The organism is Amycolatopsis sp. w19 (assembly GCF_051373225.1).
Taxonomy (GTDB): Bacteria; Actinomycetota; Actinomycetes; order Mycobacteriales; family Pseudonocardiaceae; genus Amycolatopsis; species Amycolatopsis japonica.
On the sequence record NZ_JBPQFM010000024.1, the window covers coordinates 31,802 to 51,199 of the forward strand.

The window sequence follows — 19,398 nt, forward strand, 5'->3', positions numbered from 1 at the left end:
AGTGAGCGCGAACAAACCTTCAGGCACCCGGAACGTGGGGATGGCGATGGCGCAGCGGGACGAGGCGGATCGGTTGGCGTCGAGCCCGGCGGGCAAGAAGAAGCCGAAGATCACCGAAGAGATGCGCGCCAACGCCAAGGCCAACCCGAACAGCTGGCTTTACGTCATCGACGAGGCCTTCGATCCCGACGGCCCGGTGCCGTCCTGGGCGGTCGTCGGCGCGTACCCGGTGAACGGCGGCGGCGAGATCGTCGAGGACTTCCACCCCAACGATCGCTACCGTCCCTCGCCCAAGGCGCTCGGCTTCCCGGAGCCGCGCAACGAGCTCGAGCAGCTCCTCCAGCTGGTGCGCACGAACCACCGCCCGGCCGCCGACCTGCCGCGCGTCATCCTCGACTCGACGCTGTTCGTCTACGCCCTTTCGCCGGTGCAGCGCACCGTTATCGGCTTCCACAACACCGACGGCAAGGTGCTCGTGCCCGCGTACACGGCCAAATCGCTGGTCCCGCGCGAATGGCCGCACGCCCGCGCGGTGCTGGGCCGGGACATGGTCCCGCTGCTCGCCGGGCACCCCGTGACGATCAACCCCCACGACCGGCTCACCGCGATCGTCCCCTCGGAGCACCTCGACAAAGCCCTTTCAGACGAGCGTCGTTAGGGCCCGATTAACCCACTCGGCCCAATTTTTTCGGCCGGAAAGCAACTCTTTCGGGTGATGTTCGAGTCGCTGATTCCCTTTTCCCGGGGGATCGTGGCGACGTGATGAGTCGCAGAGTGTGTTCGAAAGGCTGGGGGGCCGTCCTCGCGGCGGGGGTTCTGCTGCTCGCGCAGACCCCCGCCGTCGCACGGGAAAGCGGGCCCAGGTACGACGGGGCCGAGGAGCATTACGCCGGTTCCCAGATCGCGCTGCACGAAGGCGTCAACGTGTCGGTGGGGCCGCTGTACGGCGGTGAGGCGCAGACGCTCGGCCACGACGTCAGCGGCCATCAGGGCGACGTCGACTGGCCCGGCGCCGCGAGGACCGGCGCGAAGTTCGTCTATGTGAAGGCCACCGAGGGCACCGGCTTCGTCAATCCCCGGTTTCCCCAGCAGTACAACGGTTCCTACGGCGTCGGCCTGATCCGCGGCGCCTACCACTTCGCACGCCCCGACATCTCGGACGGCGCGGCGCAGGCGCACTACTTCGTCGACCACGGCGGCGGCTGGTCCGGCGACGGCAAGACACTGCCCGGCGCGCTCGACGTCGAATACAACCCGTACGGCGAAACCTGTTACGGCAAGACGCCGGCGCAGATGGTCGCGTGGATGGCGTCGTTCGCCGAGACCTATCTGTGGCGGACCGGGCGGCATCCGGCGATCTACACGTCGACGAGCTGGTGGAAACGCTGCACGGGCAACAGCAACGTCTTCTGGCAGAACCCGCTGTGGATCGCGCGCTACAACACGGAGATCGGCGAGCTGCCCGCGAGCTGGAAGCACCAGACCATCTGGCAGTTCTCGAACAAGGGCAGTCTCCCCGGCGACCAGAACTGGTTCAACGGCACGATCGACCGCGTGCGCGCGCTGTCGCTCGGCTGAACACCCACCCGAGTGGGCGTTACAAGATCACATAACTCGCCCTACTTGGAAATGAAAATCACCCACGCGTAGTACCAATTTCACGGAAGTTAGTGACAAACCCGGCACCCGTCGTCAACAATCGTGCCCGGACGGCTACCACCTGCAAGGTCGCCGTCCTCAGCGAGGGTTATCCGTGAAGGGATTGTCGTGATGCGCACTTCCCGAAGAATCGCCATCGCCGTCGGCTCCGCGCTGCTCCTGCTCAGCAGCACGGTCCAGGCGTCGGCCGCCCCGTCCCCCGAGATCATGTCGATCGAACAGGATCTCCAGCAGAACGACCACACGATCGGATCGCAGATCCGGCGCGTGGAAGGCGACACCTCCACCCCCGAATCGAAGGCCAAGGCCGCCCAGCCGCAGCCCGAGGTCGGCGTGCTCGCGACGGTCGCGGGGATGGACGTGGCCAGTTACCAGGGCAACGTCGACTGGAACTACTGGTGGAACCAGGGCAAGCGCTTCGTGTGGACCAAGGCCACCGAAGGCACCAGCTACAAGAACCCCTACTTCGCCCAGCAGTACAACGGTTCCTACAACAAGGGCTTCATCCGCGGCGCGTACCACTTCGCCCTGCCGAACGTCTCGAGCGGCGCGGCGCAGGCCGACTTCTTCATCAACAACGGCGGCGGCTGGTCGAAGGACGGCAAGACGCTGCCGGGCGCGCTGGACATGGAGTACAACCCGTACGGCGCGACCTGCTACGGCCTGAGCCAGTCCGCCATGGGCTCGTGGATCCGGGCGTTCCACGACCGGTACAAGGCGCGCACCGGCCGCTGGCCCGTCATCTACACCTCGACGAGCTGGTGGAGCACCTGCGTCGGCACGTCGCAGAACTTCGGTGGCACGGTCCCGCTGTGGATCGCGCGCTACGCGTCCACCGTGGGCACGCTGCCCTACGGCTGGGGTTTCTACACCGTGTGGCAGTACACCTCCAGCCCGCTCGACCAGAACACCTTCAACGGGGCTTACGACCGCTTGCAGGCACTGGCCAACGGCTGAGCTGCGCATTCCGTGAAGAACGGCTCCCGGCCTCGGCCGGGAGCCGTTTTCGCGCGCGGGGTATTTTCCCCTTGGAAATCCCTGGCACGGGCGGATCCGGAACCAGCGCTGACCGCCGGTCGTCTGATCTGAAGCCTCAGGCCCCAGTACGGAAGGCGAGACCGATGACCTACCCACCCCAGCCAGGCCAGCCCTATGGCCAGGACCCGCAGGGACAGCAGCCGCAGCAGGGTGGCTGGGACCCGAACCAGCAGTACGGTCAGCCTCAGCAGTACGGCCAGCAGCAGGGCTGGGACCAGACCCAGCAGTACCAGCAGCAGCCGCAGCAGGGTTGGGACCAGACCCAGCAGTACCAGCAGCAGCCCCAGCAGGGCTGGGACCCGAATCAGCAGGGTTACCAGCAGGGCTTCGGTGGCCCGCCCGCGCCGCCGCAGAAGAGCAAGACCGGACTGATCATCGGGATCGTGATCGGCGTGGTCGTGCTGGTGGCGTTCGGTGTCACCGGGTTCGTCGCGCCGGGCTTCCTGCTGAGCAAGGACGAGCCGGTGGCCGCGCCGCCCTCGTCGTCCGAGCCCGCGCCGACCTCCGCGCCGAAGAGCAGCCCGAAGTCGAGCACGACCAGGACCCCGCGAAGCACCGAAAGCGGTGGCAGCAGCTCCGGCGATCCTGCGGGCGTCAAGGTCATCCAGGACTTCCTCGCCAAGATCTCGTCGGGCGACCGGCAAGGGGCGATCGCCCTGGCCTGTGAGAACCGTCGGTCGAGCATGGGCTCCGTGCTCGACGTCTTCCTCCCGCCGGGCTCCACGGCGGAGGTCAAGCGGACGCAGGGAACGACCAACCTCGTCATGGCCGAGATCACCGGCACGGTCGAAGGTGAGGACGCCAAGGGAACGATGTTCGCGCAGAGCCAGTCCGGTTCCTGGTGCGTCTCCTCGCTTCTGGTCTCCAAGGCCCGATGAAGCGGTTCCTCCGCTCCCCGTTGCTGTGGACGTTCGTCCTCTCGTTCGTCCTGTTGCTCGCGGTCGGCGGCTGGTTGCTGACGGATCCGGCGACCAGCCGCAGTGAGGCGTTGAAGACCGGCGGTGTCGCCGGCGCCGCCATCGTCGCGTTGTACGCGTTGTGGCTCAACGACCGGCGACGCCGGGTGGAGGAACGACGGCAGGAGGTCGAACGGCAGCGGCAGGAGCTGGAGCTGCGGCGGGCCGACCAGGACCGGGACCGGATCTCGGACGAACGGTTCGCGAAGGCCGTCGAGCTGCTCGGGCACGACGCCGACCAGGTACGAGTGGGGGCCCTGCACGCGCTGGCGGGGCTGGCCCGCGGTCGCGAGCTCTACCGGCAGACCGTGCTGGACATCCTGTGCTCGTACCTGCGGCGGCCGTTCAAGCATCCGCGGTACGAAGAAGAAGCGAAACGTCCGGGGAACAAGCTTCCCGAACGCGGCGAACCGGAGCAGGAGCAGGAACTCCAGGTGCGGCAGACCGCCCAGCGCCTCATCGGGGAACTGCTCCCGGCCGCGGACGCCGAGGACGCCCCCGGTTACGACCTCGACCTGACCGGGGCGGTTCTGGAGTACTTCGACCTGTCCGAGCGGAAGGTCGGCAAGCTGCTGCTCCGCTATGCCGGTCTGTACAGCAGCACCAACCTGTCCGGTTGCGTGTTCCTCGGGCCGGTCTACCTGACCGGCGCCGGGACGGAGGCGGGTAAGCGGATCGGCTACTTCCGGTGCAACGCAGCCAAGTTCGAGCAGCGGGCCTGGTTCAGCGGGGTGCAGTTCAGCGAGGACGCCGAGTTCCGCGGGACGGTGTTCGCGGGCGAAACGTCCTTTAAGGACAGTGTCTTCGCGAAGGACGCCGTCTTCGCCGACGCCGCATTCGAAGGGGCACTGGATCTGCGCCGGGCGCGGTTCGAAGGGTTCGGGGACCTGAAGTTCCGCAAGGCACCGGGTTCCGTGTCGCTGTACAACACTTCGGTGGACCCGGCGAGGGATCACGAACTCCCGGCGGACTGGTCCGTCGAAACGCTGCCGGACGGCCGTGCCCGGCTCACGATGAAGGACGTATGAGACGCCTGCTCAAGTCCCCGTTGTTGTGGACGTTGCTGTCGTCGGTCGTGGTGCTCGTGGGGGTCACCGCCTGGCTGCTCACGGATCGCGCGACCAGCCGCGGCGACGCGCTCAAGACCGGCGCGCTGGCGGGCGGGGCGATCGCCGCGCTCTACGGGCTGTGGCTCAACGACCGGCGAAGGCGGACCGAAGAGGACAGGCACGAGATCGAGCGCAGCCGGATCTCCGACGAGCGGTTCGCCAAGTCGATCGAACTGCTGGGCAACGAGGCCGATCAGGTCCGCGTCGGCGCGATGCATTCGCTCGCGGGGCTGGCCAGGACCCGGCCGGAGTACCGGCAGACGGTGCTCGACGTGTTGTGCGCCTACCTGCGGCGGCCGTTCGACCACCCGAAGTTCCCGAGCGACATCGACTGGGGCAAGGAAGACGAAGCGGCCGCGGAACGCGAACGGCTGGTCCGGCGCGCGGCCGAGCGGCTGATCCGCGACATCCTTCCGCACGCCGGCACCACCGGGCCGACGCTGGGGCTCAACCTCAGCGACGCGCGGCTCGACAAGCTCGAACTGCTCGGCAGGCGGATCGGCTGGTTCGGCGCGGATCGCTGCGAGGTGGCGAGCTACGTGGATCTCACCGATGCCCAGGTTTCCGGGAAGTTCTCGCTCAAGGACGTGACCATCCACGGGACGCTCGACCTCACGAGGGCGAGCTTCGAACGCAAGGTGTCGCTGGACTATCTCGTCGTGGAGAAACCCGTCGACTTCGGCGTGGCCACCTTCGCGGAGCCGCCGTCGCTTGAGGGCGCGAAGTTCGCGGCCGGTTCGACGCTTCCCGGCTCGTGAGTGGTCTTGGGCCCGCACTGAGTACATGAAGGCCCCCTTCCTTGCGTCTAGCGCAAGGAAGGGGGCCTTCATGTACTCGGCAAGGTGCGCGACGTATCAGTCGAAGAGGGCCGGGAGCGTGCGCTCCCAAGGCTCCCGAAGCTCCTCCAACGTGAACTCCGTGATGCCCTGGAGTTCGAGCGAGCCCGATTCCGGGTCCACCACGCCGGTCTTGCGCCACGGCAGGCCGCGCGCGGTCAGCATCTCGGTGAACCGCAGTTCCTCGGTACGCGGCACGGCGACCAGCACCCGGCCCGCGGACTCGGAGAACAGCTGCACGAACGGGTCCTGCTCCGTGTCGAGGAAGACGCGGGCACCGCACTGTCCGATGAGGACGGTCTCGACGAGCGTCTGGATCAGGCCGCCGTCGGAGATGTCGTGCGCGGCGGAGATCATGCCGTCACGGGAACCGGCGATGAGGACGTCGGCGAGCAGCTTCTCGCGCGCCAGGTCCACGCGCGGCGGGCGGCCGCCGAGGTGGCCGTGCAGTTCGCGCGCCCAGGCGGAGCCGTCCAGCTCGTCGTGGGTTTCCCCCAGCAGCAGCAGGGTTTCCCCGGCCTCCGCGCCGATCCCGGTGGGGATGCGGCGGGTGACGTCGTCGATCACGCCGAGCACGCCGACCACCGGCGTCGGCAGGATGGCGACGTCACCGGTCTGGTTGAAGAAGCTGACGTTGCCGCCGGTGACCGGGATGCCGAGTTCGACGCAGCCGTCGGCCAGACCGTGCACGGCCTGCTCGAACTGCCACATCACACCCGGGTCGGTCGGCGCGCCGAAGTTCAGGCAGTCCGAGACCGCGACCGGCTTCGCGCCACTGGTGGCGACGTTGCGGTACGCCTCGGCCAGCGCGAGCTTCGCACCCTCGTACGGGTCGAGGTAGACGAACTTGCTGTTGCAGTCCGTCGAAACGGCCACACCGCGGCCGGTCGACTCGTCGATGCGGATGACACCCGAGTCCGACGGCTGCGCGGAAACGGTGTTGCCGCGCACGTAACGGTCGTACTGGGAGGTCACCCATTCCTTCGACGCCTGGTTCGGCGACGAGATGAGCTTGAGGATGTCGGCGCGCAGTTCGTCCGAAGTGGACGGACGCGGCAGCTTGGCCGAGGTGTCGGCCTGCAGGGCGTCCTGTGTGGACGGCCGCTGGATCGGGCGGTCGTACACCGGGCCCTGGTGCGCCACGGTGTGCGCCGGGACGTCGACGACGATCTCGTCGTTCCAGGTGATGACCAGGTGCTCGCCGTCGGTGACCTCGCCGATGTCGGTGGCGATGACGTCCCACTTCTCGCAGACCTTCATGAACGCCTCGACGTTCTCCGGCGAGACGACCGCGCACATCCGCTCCTGCGACTCGCTGGAGAGCACCTCCGCCGGGGTCATCCCGGTGGCGCGCAACGGAACCCGGTCGAGGTAGATGTGCATACCGCCGTCACCGGCCGCCGCGAGTTCCGACGTCGCGCAGGAGAGCCCGGCACCGCCGAGGTCCTGGATGCCGACGACGAGCTTCTGGGCGAACAGTTCGAGGCAGCACTCGATGAGCACCTTCTCGGTGAAGGGGTCGCCGACCTGGACGCTGGGCAGCTTCTTGCGGCCGCCCGAGCTTTCGTCACCCGAGAAGGTGTCGCTGGCGAGGACGGACACGCCGCCGATGCCGTCGAGGCCGGTGCGCGCGCCGAACAGGATGATCTTGTTGCCCTTGCCCGAGGCGAAGGCCAGGTGCAGGTCCTCGACGCGCATCGCGCCGACGCACAGGGCGTTGACCAGCGGGTTCCCGGAGTAGCTCTGGTCGAACACCAGCTCGCCGCCGATGTTCGGCAGGCCGAGGCAGTTGCCGTAGCCGCCGACGCCGGCGACCACGCCGGGCAGCACGCGGCGGGTGTCGGGGGCGTCCGCCGGGCCGAAGCGCAGCGCGTCCGCCACCGCGAGCGGGCGCGCGCCCATCGCCATGATGTCGCGCACGATGCCACCGACGCCGGTCGCGGCGCCCTGGTACGGCTCGACGTAGGACGGGTGGTTGTGGCTCTCGACCTTGAAGGTGACCGCCCAGCCCTCGCCGATGTCGACGACGCCCGCGTTCTCGCCGATACCGGCGAGCATCTTTTCCTTCATCTCGGGAGTGGCCGTCTCACCGAAGTAGCGCAGGTGCTTCTTCGAGGACTTGTACGAGCAGTGCTCGCTCCACATCACCGAGTACATCGCCAGTTCGGCGTCGGTCGGACGGCGGCCGAGGATCTCCCGGATCCGGGCGTACTCGTCGTCGGCGAGGCCGAGTTCGACGTACGGCTGGGTCTGCTCGGGGGTCGCCTCGGCGTGTTGAGTGGTGTCAACGGTGCTGGTCACGGTGTCCGCATCAGGGTTCGCCACGGCCTTGAGAATAGGCGAGGGGATTGTTCACCCCTCGGTCGCCCACGGATAAATCGGTCGCGCCCGCGGCGGTGATCCGCTTACCGTCGATAATCGTGCTTTCCGCCACATATCCCCTTCCGCGACTGCGGCTACCCGCCAAGCCGACCGCCTGGCGGTACCTGGTCAGGATGATGCTCGCGCGCCCGGGACTGCTCGCCGTCTCGGCGATCAGCGGTGCGCTGTGGTCGTTGCCGATCGCCCTGTTGCCGGTCGCGATCGGCCGGGGTATCGACGCGATCGGCCGCGGAGACGGCGATTCCGTCTGGCTGTGGGGCCTCGCGGCCGCCGGGCTCGGGATCGCGCAGACGCTCGCGGGCACGGTGCAGCATTTCGCGTCCTACGGCTGCTGGATCCACGGCGCCGGGGTGACGCAGCGGCTCGCCACCGAACACGCGGCGAAGCTGGGCGCGAACCTGAGGGACACGACCACCACGGGTGACGTGGTCGCGATCACCACCAGCGACATCAACCCGATCGGTGACTCCTTCGAAGTACTCGGGCGGGCGTTCGGTTCGCTGATCGCGTTCATCGTGTGCGCGACGGCGCTGCTGACGACGTCTCCGCTGCTCGGCATGGTCGCGCTGATCGGTGTCCCGCTGGCGGTGGTGGGCATCGGGCCGCTGTTGAAGCCGCTGGAGAAGCGTCAGACGAAGCAGCGCGAGGAGAAGACCGAGGTCAACGCGCTGGCCGCGGACATCGTCTCCGGCCTGCGGATCCTTCGCGGGGTCGGCGGCGAGAAGCAGTTCCTCGATCGTTTCCGCCGCTCCAGCCAGAAGGTCCGCGCGGCCGGCGTCCAGGTCGGGCGCAGCGAGGCGTGGCTCGCGGCGGCGGAGGTCGCGCTGCCGGGTCTGGTCACGGTGGTCATCACCTGGCTGGGCGCGCAGCTGGCGATCAACGGCACCATCGGCGTCGGCGAGCTGATCACGTTCTACGGCGTCTCGGTGTTCCTGGTGATCCCGGTGACGACGGCGACCGAGTTCGCGGGCGTGCTGAGCGCCGCGCTGGTTTCGGCGCGGAAGGTGTGCAAACTGCTGTCCACCGAACGCACGCTCGCCGAGCCGGAGCATCCGGTGCCGCTGCCGGAAGGCCCGCTGGACCTGTACGACGAGACGTCCGGGATCAAGGTCGAGGCCGGGAAGCTGACCGTCATCGACGTCGGGGCCGACGCCGAAGCGGTGGCGTCACGGATGGCGCGGTTCACCGATCCGAGTGAACCTGCCCTCGTCGGCGGGGTTCCGGTGGACCGGGTCGCGCTCGACGAGCTGCGGCGGCGGGTCGTGTTCGCGCACAACCAGGACATCTGGTTCTCCGGTGTGCTGCGCGAGCAGGTCAGCCCCGCCGAGCCTGGCGACGTCGAGATCACCGAAGCGCTGTACGCGGCGGACGCCGAGGACATCGTGGACGCGCTGCCCAACGGCGTCGACGAGGTGATCGGCGAACGCGGACGTGAGGTTTCCGGCGGTCAGCGGCAGCGGCTGAACCTGGCCCGCGCGCTGGCGACCGACGCCGACGTCCTGCTGCTCGACGAGCCGACCTCGGCCGTCGACGCGCATACCGAAGCCCGCATAACCGAACGCGTCGCGAAGCTGCGGCGCGGCAAGACCACCGTCGTGTTCAGTCAAAGTCCTTTGTGGACACATGTGGCCGATGTGGTCGTGAGTACGAAAGTACCGGCATGAAGAAGCTGCCGCTGGCAGACAAGAAAGACGTTCGACGATGGATCAGGGAGACCGCGCGCGCCAACAAGCGCGAGTTCTCCGTGATGCTCGGCCTGTTCTGCGTCGCGACCGCGATCGGGCTGGCCGGGCCACAACTGCTGGGCGCGCTGGTGGACGAGGTCGTCGGCGGCACGACGACCGCCACGATCACCTGGCTGGCGATCGCGTTCGTGGTCGTGCTGGGCGCGCAAGCGTGGTTCAAGGGCCTGGCGCGGCTTCGCGCGCGGGTGTTCGGCGAGCGGATCCTGGCGACGAACCGCGAGGAGTTCGTCGGGAACGCGCTGGACCTGCCGCTCGGGACGGTCGAGGCCGCGGGCACCGGTGACCTGCTCAGCCGGGCGACCACCGACGTCAGCCGCATCGACCACGCGGTGCGCTTCGGCGCGCCGGAGATCCTGATCGCCGCGGTCACGGTGGTGTTCACCGTGGTGGCGATGGTGATCACGTCCCCGTTCCTGGCGCTGGGCCTGCTGGTCGCGCTGCCGCTGCTGGTGCCGGTGAACATCTGGTACCAGCGGCGGATCCCGGACGTGATGCGGCGGATGCTGGACAAGTGGTCCGAGCTGCAGTCCACCACGCACGAGACCGCGGAGGGCGCGCGGACGGCCGAGGCGCTGAACCTGACCGGCCGCCGGATCCGGACCGGACACGACGGTCTCGACGCGGCGATGCTGGGCGAGCGCAAGGTCCGGGCACTGCAGATGCGGTGGATCCCGTCGCTGGAGATCAGTTACGTGCTGCCGGTGCCGGTGATGCTCGGACTGGGTCTGCTCGCCTACTCGAACGGCTGGGAAGGGCTCGGCACGATCACCGCGATGCTGCTGTATTCGCAGGTCATGACGGGTCCACTGAACGAGGCGCTGTTCTGGCTCGCGGACATGCAGGTCGCGGGGGTCTCGCTGCGGCGGCTGCTGGGCGTTCGGCCTGCTGGGTCTTCAAGTGAGGCTTCGGAGGCTCCGCGCGGCCAGGACATCGAAGTGCGCGACGTGCGCTTCGGCTACAACGCGGACCGCGAGGTGCTGCACGGGATCGACCTGCGGGTGCCCGCCGGTGAGCGGCTGGCGATCGTCGGACCGTCGGGTGCCGGCAAGTCGACGCTGGGACGGCTGCTGGCCGGGATGTCGGCGCCGACGTCGGGCTCGGTGCGGATCGGCGGTGCCGAGGTGTCGACGCTGCCGGACGATGTCCTGCGCGGTGAGGTGCTGCTGCTGACGCAGGAGCAGCACGTGTTCGCGGGCACGCTGCGGGACAACCTCACGCTCCCGGCCGGGGACTGGACCGACGAACGGCTGCTGGCCGCGCTGGCCTCGGTCGGGGCTTCGGAGTGGGTCGCGAGCCTGCCGGACGGGCTGGACACGAAGGTCGGGGCCGGGGCGGTCGCCGTTCCGGCGGCGATCGCGCAGCAGCTGGCGCTGGCGCGGGTCGTGCTGGCCGACCCGCACACGCTGGTGCTGGACGAGGCGACGTCGCTCCTGGACACGGGTTCTGCGCGGGAGCTGGAGCGGTCGCTGAGCGCGGTGCTCGAAGGGCGCACGGTGATCGCGATCGCGCACCGGCTGCATACGGCGGCCGCGGCCGACCGGGTCGCCGTGATCGAGGGCGGCCGGGTGACCGAGCTGGGCTCGCACGCGGAGCTGCTGGCCGCCGGTGGGCCCTACGCGGCCCTGGTCGCCGCCGCCTCCTGACGCATTTCGTCCTCTAAATGCGAACGCATTTAGAGGACGAAATGCGAGGGGGGTCAGGCGGAGACGAGGGCGTCCACGGCGCTGTAGAACATGCCGAGCCCGTCGTCGGAAGGTCCGGTGAGGGCGTCGATGGCGTGCTCCGGGTGCGGCATGAGCCCCACGACGCGGCCGTTCTCGCTGCGGATCCCGGCGATGTCGTTGCGCGAGCCGTTCGGGTTGCCGCCGACGTAGCGGAACACCACGCGGCCCTCACCCTCCAGCTCGTCGAGGGTGGCCTGCTCGGCGACGTAGCAGCCGTCGATGTTCTTCATCGGGATGAGGATCTCGGCACCCTTGTCGTACCGGGTGGTCCACGCGGTCTCGTTGTGCTCGACGCGCAGCCACTGGTCACGGCAGATGAAGTGCAGGCCCGCGTTGCGGATCATCGCGCCCGGCAGCAGCCCGGCCTCGCACAGGATCTGGAAGCCGTTGCAGATGCCCAGCACCGGCATGCCCTTGTGGGCGGCCTCGATCACCGACGACATCACCGGCGCGAACCGGGCGATGACGCCGGCGCGCAGGTAGTCGCCATAGGAGAAGCCACCGGGGACGACGACTGCGTCGACGCCCTTGAGGTCTTCGTCCGCGTGCCACAGCGGCACGGCCTCGGCGTCGGCGTAGCGGACCGCGCGGGCCGCGTCACCGTCGTCGAGCGTGCCGGGGAAGGTGATGACCCCGATACGGGCGCTCACGCCTCCACCCGCTTGATGGTCCACTGCTCGATGACGGGGTTCGCGAGGAAACCCTCGGCGATCTTTTCGAGCGTCGCGTCGTCGACGGAGTCGTCGACCTCGATCTCGAAGTGCTTGCCCTGACGGATCCCGGTGATCCCGGTGAAGCCGAGACGACCGGCCGCGCCGAGCGCGGCTTGGCCCTGCGGGTCGAGGATTTCGGGCTTGGGCATGACGTCGACGACGACTCGGGCCACGGCAGGCTGCTCCTTATTCACGCAGGTCGTGGGTACCGCCCGAGCCTACTTCACTACGGTTGCCGCATGACCTACGGGCAACCGCAGTACGCGCCGAAGAAGTCGAAGACCGGGCTCTGGATCACGCTGGTGCTGGTCTTCGTCCTGATCGCGGGCGGTGTCGCGTTCACCGGCTTCGTGACGCCGGGGTTCTTCAAGACCAAGCCCGACACCACCTCGCGCGCGACGCCGGAGCAGCTGGGCCAGTCGTTCGTGAACGGTGTCGGCGAGGGTCGCGTCAGCCAGCTCTGGTGCCCGATCCGCTCGAAGCGGTCGTACACCTTCGAGCAGATGATGGCGGTCTCCGAAGGCGCGCGGCTGAGCACGCCCGCGCACCAGCGTGCGGCGCAGGAGTACTCGGCCGCGTTCACCCTCGGGGGTCAGACCGTCGGCATCGCGATGATCCCCGCCGAGGGCGGCTGGTGCGTGCGCGACGCCAAGACCGGCGGCGAGCCCGAGCCGCTGCCGAGCCTCGACACGAAGCCGTCGCCCCGTCCGGACGTCAAGACCGGGGAGGAGGCGGGGAACAAGTTCGTCGACGCGATCAACGCTCGCGACATCCCGGCGGCGTTGTCCGTGCTGTGCGAGAAGGTGGCGGACACGACCCGCGAAGGCGTGCAGCAGATCATCCACGGCGAGGCGAGGTACACCGTCGACAACGCCGACGTGCTGACCACGGCGAAGCAGACGATCCTGCACCTCACGGGCGAGGTCGACGGCGTCCGGAACCCCGGCCGCATCGCGACCGAGGACGACGCCGAGGGCGGCCCCTGCGTGACCTCTTTTTCACCCGACTCCGACTGAGCTCGCACCGATCCTTCGTCTGGGGGATGCTCGGAGCGCGGCGCTGGGCCAAGATGAGCTCATTGGCGGGGCGTCAACACCGGGCGAGCAGCAGGAGGCACCGTGGCCGATCAGGACTCCTTCGACTACGTGATCGTCGGCGCGGGCAGCGCGGGATGCGTACTGGCGAACCGGCTGAGCGAGGATCCGTCGGCGCGGGTGCTCCTGCTCGAAGCGGGTGGCGAGGACGACGCCGACGAGATCCACATCCCCGCCGCGTTCCCCGGTCTGTTCAAGACCAAATGGGACTGGAACTACGAGACGGTCGAGCAGAAGCACACCGGTCAGTCGCTGTACTGGCCACGCGGGAAGACGCTCGGCGGCTGCTCGTCGATCAACGCGATGATCTACATCCGCGGCAACCGCGCGGACTACGACGGCTGGCGTGACGGACACGGCGCCGAGGGCTGGGGCTTCGACGACGTCCTGCCGTACTTCAAACGGGCGGAGGGGAACCAGCGGCTCGGCGGGCCGCTGCACGGCACCGACGGGCCGCTGAACGTCGAGGACCGCCGCTTCACCCACGAACTGTCCCTCGCCTGGGTCGATTCCGCCGTCGCCTGGGGCCTCAAGCGCACCGACGACTTCAACGGCGAGTCGCAGGAAGGCGCCGGCGTCTACCAGGTGACCTGCAAGAAGGGCCGCCGCTGGTCGACGGCCGACGCGTACCTGCGGCCGGCGTTGTCGCGCCCGAATCTCACCGTGCGGACCAACGCGCAAGCCACCCGCGTCGTCTTCGAAGGCACCCGCGCCGTCGGAGTGTCCTATTTGGACCAAGGCACCGAGACGACCGTGCGCGCGTCGACCGAGGTCCTGCTGAGCGGCGGCGCGGTGAACTCGCCGCAACTGCTGATGCTCTCCGGCGTCGGCCCGGCGGAACACCTGCGGGAGCACGGGATCGACGTCGTGGCCGCGCTTCCGGGCGTCGGCGACAACCTGCACGACCACCCGGCCTGCGGGATCATCTGGTCCACACGCGGCACCACCGACCTGGTGGACGCGGCGACGCCCGCCGGCCTGGTGCGCTACCAGCTCACCAAACGCGGCCCGCTGGCTTCGAACATCGGTGAGGCGGGCGCGTTCTTCCCCGCGGCGGACGGGGTTTCGCCGCCGGACATGCAGATCCACGTCGCGCCGACGTTGTTCTACGACAACGGGATGCGCGAGCCGACGGTGCCGGGCTTCACGTCGGCGGCGACCCTAGTGGACGTCGCGAGCCGGGGACGTCTGCGGTTGAAGTCGGGGAATCCCTTGTGGAAACCCGAAATCGACCCGGCGTACTACGCGGAGTCCGTCGACATGGAGAAGATGCTCGCCGGGATGCGCGCCCTGGTGGAGATCGGGAAATCCGGTCCGCTGGCGCGGTATCTGGACAAGCCGTTCCTGCCGGAGCGGCACGACCTGACCGACGACGAGCTGGCCGACTACGTGCGCGAGAAGACGCAGACGCTGTACCACCCGGTGGGGACCTGCTCGATGGGGACGGGCGAGAACGCCGTCGTCGATCCGACGCTGAAGGTGCGCGGGGTGGAGGGGCTGCGGGTGGTCGACGCTTCGGTGATGCCCGTGGTGCCGCGCGGGAACACGAACGCGCCGACGATCATGGTGGCGGAGAAGGCCGCGGATCTCATCCGGGGCAAGTAGCGCTCGTGAGTGGCAAGGACGGTTCTAACCGTCCTTGCCACTCACGAGACCCAACGCCCGACTTCAGCGCTTTCCGTGCAGCACCGTGATCAGCTTCGCGACCAGCGCGTCGGTCTTTTCCTTACGGGAGAACGAGGTCAGCACGATCGGCGCGGTGAAACGCTGCCGCGCGACGGCCTTCGGGCGGGCGAACTCGCGCAGGCCTTCCGGGCCGTGGATCCGGCCGAAGCCCGAATCGCCGACGCCGCCGAAGGGCAGCGAAGCGATACCGGCGAAGGAAAGCGGCGCGTTGATCGACGTCATGCCGGTGCGCAGCCGTCCGGCCAGTTCGAGGCCGCGCGACTTCGAGAACACCGTCGAGCCGAGGCCGTACTTCGTGTCGTTGGCCTTCTCGACGGCCTCGTCCATGTCGCGGACCTTGGCGATGGTGACGGTCGGGCCGAACGTCTCCTCCTGCACCGCCGCGGAGTCCTCGGGCACGTCGACGAGCACCGTCGGCTGCACATAGCGGTCGCCGACCGCGTCGACACCGCCGACCAGCGCCTTGCCGCCGCGTTCGATGGCGTCCGCGATGTGGCGCTTGATCACCGAAAGCTGCGAAGGCATCGTCACCGGGCCGTACTGCGCGGCCGCGTCCGAACCGGCCCGCACGTCCTTCGACTTCTCGACGACCTTCGCGACGAACTCGTCGTGCACGCGCTCGTGGACGTACACCCGCTCGACGCCGATGCAGGTCTGGCCCGAGTTGGAGAACGCGCCCCAGACGGTCGCGTCCGCGGCGGCCTCGAGGTCGGCGTCCGCGTCGACCAGGACCGCGTCCTTGCCGCCTGCCTCGATGATCACCGGCGTCAGCGTCTCGGCGGCCGCGGCCATGATCTTCTTGCCCGTCCCGGTCGAACCGGTGAAGGCGATCTTGTCGACGCCGCCCGTGACGAGCGAAGCACCCGTCTCACCGAAACCGGTGATCAGCTGCAGCACCGGCCACTCCGGGACGACCTCGTTGAACGCGTCGACCAGCCATTTCCCGACGCCCGGCGTGTACTCGCTCGGCTTGAAGACGACGGTGTTGCCGGCGGCGAGCGCGTAGGCGATGGAGCCGAGCGGGGTGAACACGGGGTAGTTCCACGGGCCGATCACGCCCACGACGCCGAGCGGCTGGTACTCCACCGTCGCCGCCTGGTTCGACATCATCAGCCCGGCCGCGCGGCGCTGCTTGCCGAGGATCTTGCGCGCGTGCTTGCCCGCCCACGCGATGTGCTCGATGGCGAGGACGCTCTCCAGCTGCGCGTCGGCGATCGGCTTCCCGGTCTCGTCTCGCACGACCTGGCACAGCTGCGGCAGCCTGCGGGTGATGACGCCCTTCCAGCGGCGCAGACGTTCGGCGCGGCCGTCGTAGCCGAGCCCGGCCCACCATTCGGCGGCGTCCCTCGCGCGGGCGATCGCGGCGCGGACGTCCTCCTTGCTGTGCACCGGGTAGGTGCCGACGACCTCGTCGGTCGCCGGGCTGAGGGAATCGAAGGTCTCCCCCACGCTGTGCGCGGTCGGCTTCGGCTGGACTGCGGTCATCGACTTCTCCCGTGTCTCGGCTCAAAGCCCAGGCTACGACGTTACTGACGGCGTGCCAATAGCTCGCCTGGGGCGTGCCACCAGCATCGCACAGGAGACGAGAGCCGCAAGGACACCGAGAAGAGGGCACAGCCAGACCGGCAGGACGCCGATCGCCAGCGAGCCCAGCCCGAAGCCGGACGCCTGCACGGTGAAGGCCAGCGAGAACCCCTCCGACCGGCGGCGTTCCGGCAGCAGCTTCTGCAGGTTGACCGACGAGACGGCCATCAGCGGGCCGGTGCAGAGCCCGATCAGCGCGACCCCGCCGAGCAGCCCGGCCCATCCGAAACCCGCCGAAACGACGATGCCGCCGAGTACGAAACCGGCCAGGAACAGCCGCGGATCACCGACCTTCCCGCGCGCCGCGTACAGCGCGCTCCCGGTGATGCTCGCGGCGCACAGCACGACGATGACGATCGCCGTCGCCGAATCGGGGGCGCCGAGACGCTGGACGAGGGGCAGCAGCCCGACCTCGATGGTCGACAGCAGGAGCCCGACGGTGAACAACCCCGCCAGCCAGGGCACACAGGCGGCGACCGGGATCGACTGCCGTTCGACCGTCCTTTGTGGATCTCGCTGCACGGTCCGTCGCGGCACGAGCAGCGCCGCGAGCAGGGCGACGACGGCCATCGCGAGGACCGGGACGGCCGGTCCGGACGTCGCCAGGAGCGCCACCAGCAGCGGTCCGCCGACGATGACGCCTTCGAGGATCATCGCGTCCACCGAAACCGCCCTCGGCAGTTCGTCCTCGGTCACCGTCGCGGCGAGCAGCGTCCGGAAGCCGCCGTTCAACCCGCCCGCGACCAGCCCCGGCGGGATCGCCAGCGCGAGCAGCGCCCAGTCCGGGGCTCCGGCGGAAGCGACCGCGGCCAGCAGGAACAGCCCGGCGGCGACCAGGGGCAACAGCACGACGAGACCGCGGGCGGGACCGACCCGGTCGAGCAGCCGTCCGGTCGGCACGGCGCCGACCATCTCGGCGGCGACGAAAACGGCCATCATGACCCCGCCGAGCCGGTACGAACCGGTCGTCGCGGTGGTCAGCACGGTGAAGGCCAACGGCGCCATCGTGGCGGGCAGCCGGTTCAGCTGCACCCCCGCCGACCAGCGCCAATACCTGGAATTACGCAGCAACGTCATGCCGGAGAACCTTGCCGAACGCGGCCTGGCGAGAACCATTGATTAGGACATAGCCTAATCCGATGATCGAGCTGGTCCTGACCGCCGAGAGCGCCAACCGCGTCCGCTTCGGCATCTCCCCGCTCGACGAGACCATGGGCGCGTTGCAGACCCTGCTCGGACGGCGAGGGCATCCGAGCCACCTGCCGTGGCTGCGCGAGGCGGCCGCGAAACTGCCGGACCTGCCCATCGAGGGCTTCGCCAAAGTGATGAGCGCGCGGCACTACATCACCGACTTCCTCAGCCCGCCGCCGAGCGGACCGGAGACCACCGCGTCCGCCCAGCTCGCCGAAATCCGCCGCACGCCGCCGGATCAGGTCGCCCACGAACTGTCCAAAGTAGACGTCGACCTGAGTGGTCTCCCCGAAGACCCGGCCGTGGCAAGGGATCTGCTGGCGGACCAGATGGAGATCGCCTGGACCGAACTGGTCGAACCGCACTGGCCCCGGATGCGCCGGTTCCTCGTCGCCGACATCGAGGAACGCTCACGTCGCCTGGCCGCGGGCGGAATCGCGCTGGTACTGGAGGACATCCACCCACGGGTCCGACTGGTCGACGACGTCCTGGTGATCGAGATGAAGGAACGCGGCCGCGTCCACCTCGACCGCCGCGGGCTCCTGCTGATTCCCGGCGTCTTCGCGTGGCCTTCGGTCGGGGTGATCACGATGGAGCCGTGGCAGCCTTCGCTGCTGTATCCGGCCCGCGGCGTTGCCGAACTCTGGTCGGACCCCGAACGCCCGCCCGGCGCGCTCGCGGGAGTGCTCGGCCGGACGAAGGCCGCCCTGCTCACGACGCTCAACGAACCCGCGAGCACCACCGAACTGGCCCGACGGCTGGGCTTCTCGGCGCCGACGGTCTCGCAGCATCTGACCGCGATGCACGCCGCCGGCCTGCTCGACACCCGGCGGCGCGGCCGCGAAGTCCGTTACCGGCGCACCGAACTTGGCGACGCCCTGATCCGGGCATAGGCTGGAATCGACCTACCGCGAAGGAGAACACCGATGCGTATTGTCCACTTTGGACACGCTTGCACGCTTCTGGAGACCGAGGACGCGCGGATCCTGATCGACCCCGGCACCTTCTCGACGGGTTTCGAAGGCGAGCGCGAACTGGACGCCATCCTGATCACCCACCAGCATTTCGACCACCTCGACATGGACAGGCTGCCCGCGCTACTGGAGGCCAACCCCGGCGTGAAGCTGGTCGTCGACCCGGGTTCCGCCGAAGCGGTGGGGAAGATCGGCACCGAATTCCAGATCGCGAACCCCGGCGACGCCTTCGAGGTCGGGTCCAGCGGCATTGACGTCGTCGGCGGCGAGCACGCGGTGATCCACGACGAGATCCCGGTGATCCCGAACGTCGGCTACGTGGTCGATCACGGCGCCTTCTATCACCCGGGCGACTCGTTCTTCGTTCCGGAACAGAGGATCGACGTCCTCGGCCTGCCCACCGGCGCCCCGTGGCTCAAGGCCGGCGAGGCGGTCGACTACCTGCGTGCGGTGTCGCCGCGCCTCGCCGTCCCGATCCACGAAGCCGTCCTCGCGCGGCCGCAGATGCACTACGGCCTGTTCGCGAATCTCGCTCCTGAAGGCACCGAAGTGAAGGTGCTCGACGTCGGGGAGCCGGTGAAGCTCTAGGTCCGGTACGCCGCACCGACGCCGATGGCGTTGCGAAAGCCACTTTCGCAACGTTGAAGGTTGCGAAAGTGGCTTTCGCAACGGCTCTTGCCGTCCGGTCGCCGGGTGGTCGGCTAGCC

At 68.9% G+C, this 19,398-nt stretch carries 17 protein-coding genes; 12 read left to right on the forward strand and 5 right to left on the reverse strand.

What is annotated here, in order from left to right; all coding sequences use genetic code 11:
• Nucleotides 1–40: 40 nt before the first annotated feature.
• From ACSMFO_RS33830 to ACSMFO_RS33855, 6 genes are all read left to right on the forward strand, one after another.
• A complete protein-coding gene (locus ACSMFO_RS33830) occupies nucleotides 41–658 on the forward strand; it encodes a type VII secretion system-associated protein (protein ID WP_037334719.1) in 618 nt (205 codons plus the stop codon).
• A gap of 104 nt (nucleotides 659–762) precedes the next feature.
• The gene (locus ACSMFO_RS33835) at nucleotides 763–1,578 is read left to right on the forward strand and encodes a lysozyme (RefSeq protein ID WP_037334716.1); all 816 of its coding nucleotides are present in this window, start codon (nucleotides 763–765) and stop codon (nucleotides 1,576–1,578) included.
• Between the two features lie 192 nt (nucleotides 1,579–1,770).
• Nucleotides 1,771–2,616, forward strand: coding sequence for a lysozyme (locus tag ACSMFO_RS33840; protein WP_038521386.1), 846 nt, complete (start codon nucleotides 1,771–1,773; stop codon nucleotides 2,614–2,616).
• A 164-nt stretch (nucleotides 2,617–2,780) separates the two neighbouring features.
• Nucleotides 2,781–3,575: a Twin-arginine translocation protein TatA gene (locus ACSMFO_RS33845; RefSeq protein WP_360127651.1), complete on the forward strand. Its 795-nt coding sequence runs from the start codon at nucleotides 2,781–2,783 to the stop codon at nucleotides 3,573–3,575.
• The gene (locus tag ACSMFO_RS33850; RefSeq protein WP_436461813.1) at nucleotides 3,572–4,681 is read left to right on the forward strand and encodes a pentapeptide repeat-containing protein; all 1,110 of its coding nucleotides are present in this window, start codon (nucleotides 3,572–3,574) and stop codon (nucleotides 4,679–4,681) included. Before ACSMFO_RS33845 ends, ACSMFO_RS33850 begins: the two co-directional genes overlap by 4 nt.
• The gene (locus ACSMFO_RS33855; RefSeq protein ID WP_436461814.1) at nucleotides 4,678–5,520 is read left to right on the forward strand and encodes a hypothetical protein; all 843 of its coding nucleotides are present in this window, start codon (nucleotides 4,678–4,680) and stop codon (nucleotides 5,518–5,520) included. The genes ACSMFO_RS33850 and ACSMFO_RS33855 overlap by 4 nt, the downstream gene beginning before the upstream one ends.
• 96 nt (nucleotides 5,521–5,616) lie before the next feature.
• On the opposite strand, the gene purL is transcribed toward ACSMFO_RS33855, so the two are convergent.
• On the reverse strand, nucleotides 5,617–7,899 hold the full coding sequence (gene purL, locus ACSMFO_RS33860; RefSeq protein WP_436461850.1) for a phosphoribosylformylglycinamidine synthase subunit PurL: 2,283 nt from the start codon (nucleotides 7,897–7,899) through the stop codon (nucleotides 5,617–5,619).
• 119 nt (nucleotides 7,900–8,018) lie between these two features.
• Here purL and ACSMFO_RS33865 point away from each other — a divergent pair, with 119 nt between their 5' ends.
• Both ACSMFO_RS33865 and ACSMFO_RS33870 read left to right on the forward strand, forming a co-directional pair.
• Nucleotides 8,019–9,644, forward strand: a complete 1,626-nt coding sequence (locus ACSMFO_RS33865; protein WP_436461815.1) for an ABC transporter ATP-binding protein — start codon at nucleotides 8,019–8,021, stop codon at nucleotides 9,642–9,644.
• Nucleotides 9,641–11,368, forward strand: coding sequence for an ABC transporter ATP-binding protein (locus ACSMFO_RS33870; protein WP_436461816.1), 1,728 nt, complete (start codon nucleotides 9,641–9,643; stop codon nucleotides 11,366–11,368). Before ACSMFO_RS33865 ends, ACSMFO_RS33870 begins: the two co-directional genes overlap by 4 nt.
• 53 nt (nucleotides 11,369–11,421) lie before the next feature.
• Here the strand turns inward: ACSMFO_RS33870 and purQ are convergent, their stop codons facing one another.
• Together purQ and purS are read right to left on the reverse strand one after the other, a co-directional pair.
• Nucleotides 11,422–12,099 (reverse strand): phosphoribosylformylglycinamidine synthase subunit PurQ, encoded by a 678-nt coding sequence (purQ, locus tag ACSMFO_RS33875; RefSeq protein WP_037334697.1) that lies wholly within the window; start codon nucleotides 12,097–12,099, stop codon nucleotides 11,422–11,424.
• Nucleotides 12,096–12,335, reverse strand: a complete 240-nt coding sequence (gene purS, locus ACSMFO_RS33880) for a phosphoribosylformylglycinamidine synthase subunit PurS (RefSeq protein WP_360087050.1) — start codon at nucleotides 12,333–12,335, stop codon at nucleotides 12,096–12,098. The genes purQ and purS overlap by 4 nt, the downstream gene beginning before the upstream one ends.
• Before the next feature lie 66 nt (nucleotides 12,336–12,401).
• Between purS and ACSMFO_RS33885 the strand changes: the two genes are divergently transcribed.
• On the forward strand, nucleotides 12,402–13,178 hold the full coding sequence (locus ACSMFO_RS33885) for a hypothetical protein (protein WP_436461817.1): 777 nt from the start codon (nucleotides 12,402–12,404) through the stop codon (nucleotides 13,176–13,178).
• 102 nt (nucleotides 13,179–13,280) lie between these two features.
• Nucleotides 13,281–14,861: a GMC family oxidoreductase gene (locus tag ACSMFO_RS33890; protein ID WP_436461818.1), complete on the forward strand. Its 1,581-nt coding sequence runs from the start codon at nucleotides 13,281–13,283 to the stop codon at nucleotides 14,859–14,861.
• A gap of 63 nt (nucleotides 14,862–14,924) precedes the next feature.
• On the opposite strand, the gene ACSMFO_RS33895 is transcribed toward ACSMFO_RS33890, so the two are convergent.
• Together ACSMFO_RS33895 and ACSMFO_RS33900 are read right to left on the reverse strand one after the other, a co-directional pair.
• A complete protein-coding gene (locus tag ACSMFO_RS33895; RefSeq protein WP_038521413.1) occupies nucleotides 14,925–16,427 on the reverse strand; it encodes an aldehyde dehydrogenase family protein in 1,503 nt (500 codons plus the stop codon).
• A 33-nt stretch (nucleotides 16,428–16,460) separates the two neighbouring features.
• Nucleotides 16,461–17,603: an MFS transporter gene (locus tag ACSMFO_RS33900; protein ID WP_436461819.1), complete on the reverse strand. Its 1,143-nt coding sequence runs from the start codon at nucleotides 17,601–17,603 to the stop codon at nucleotides 16,461–16,463.
• 62 nt (nucleotides 17,604–17,665) lie between these two features.
• Between ACSMFO_RS33900 and ACSMFO_RS33905 the strand changes: the two genes are divergently transcribed.
• Together ACSMFO_RS33905 and ACSMFO_RS33910 are read left to right on the forward strand one after the other, a co-directional pair.
• Entirely contained in the window at nucleotides 17,666–18,610 is a 945-nt protein-coding gene (locus ACSMFO_RS33905) for a DUF5937 family protein (protein ID WP_436461820.1), read from the forward strand.
• 33 nt (nucleotides 18,611–18,643) lie between these two features.
• Entirely contained in the window at nucleotides 18,644–19,279 is a 636-nt protein-coding gene (locus ACSMFO_RS33910) for an MBL fold metallo-hydrolase (RefSeq protein ID WP_436461821.1), read from the forward strand.
• Nucleotides 19,280–19,398: the final 119 nt, after the last annotated feature.

Coding starts and splice junctions, on each gene's coding strand:
- ACSMFO_RS33910 (WP_436461821.1), top strand. CDS start 18,644: ATGCGTATTGTCCACTTTGGACACGCTTGCACGCTTCTGGAGACCGAG.
- ACSMFO_RS33900 (WP_436461819.1), bottom strand. CDS start 17,603: ATGACGTTGCTGCGTAATTCCAGGTATTGGCGCTGGTCGGCGGGGGTG.
- ACSMFO_RS33905 (WP_436461820.1), top strand. CDS start 17,666: ATGATCGAGCTGGTCCTGACCGCCGAGAGCGCCAACCGCGTCCGCTTC.
- ACSMFO_RS33840 (WP_038521386.1), top strand. CDS start 1,771: ATGCGCACTTCCCGAAGAATCGCCATCGCCGTCGGCTCCGCGCTGCTC.
- ACSMFO_RS33830 (WP_037334719.1), top strand. CDS start 41: ATGGCGATGGCGCAGCGGGACGAGGCGGATCGGTTGGCGTCGAGCCCG.
- ACSMFO_RS33850 (WP_436461813.1), top strand. CDS start 3,572: ATGAAGCGGTTCCTCCGCTCCCCGTTGCTGTGGACGTTCGTCCTCTCG.
- ACSMFO_RS33855 (WP_436461814.1), top strand. CDS start 4,678: ATGAGACGCCTGCTCAAGTCCCCGTTGTTGTGGACGTTGCTGTCGTCG.
- ACSMFO_RS33845 (WP_360127651.1), top strand. CDS start 2,781: ATGACCTACCCACCCCAGCCAGGCCAGCCCTATGGCCAGGACCCGCAG.
- ACSMFO_RS33835 (WP_037334716.1), top strand. CDS start 763: ATGAGTCGCAGAGTGTGTTCGAAAGGCTGGGGGGCCGTCCTCGCGGCG.
- ACSMFO_RS33885 (WP_436461817.1), top strand. CDS start 12,402: ATGACCTACGGGCAACCGCAGTACGCGCCGAAGAAGTCGAAGACCGGG.
- ACSMFO_RS33895 (WP_038521413.1), bottom strand. CDS start 16,427: ATGACCGCAGTCCAGCCGAAGCCGACCGCGCACAGCGTGGGGGAGACC.
- ACSMFO_RS33870 (WP_436461816.1), top strand. CDS start 9,641: ATGAAGAAGCTGCCGCTGGCAGACAAGAAAGACGTTCGACGATGGATC.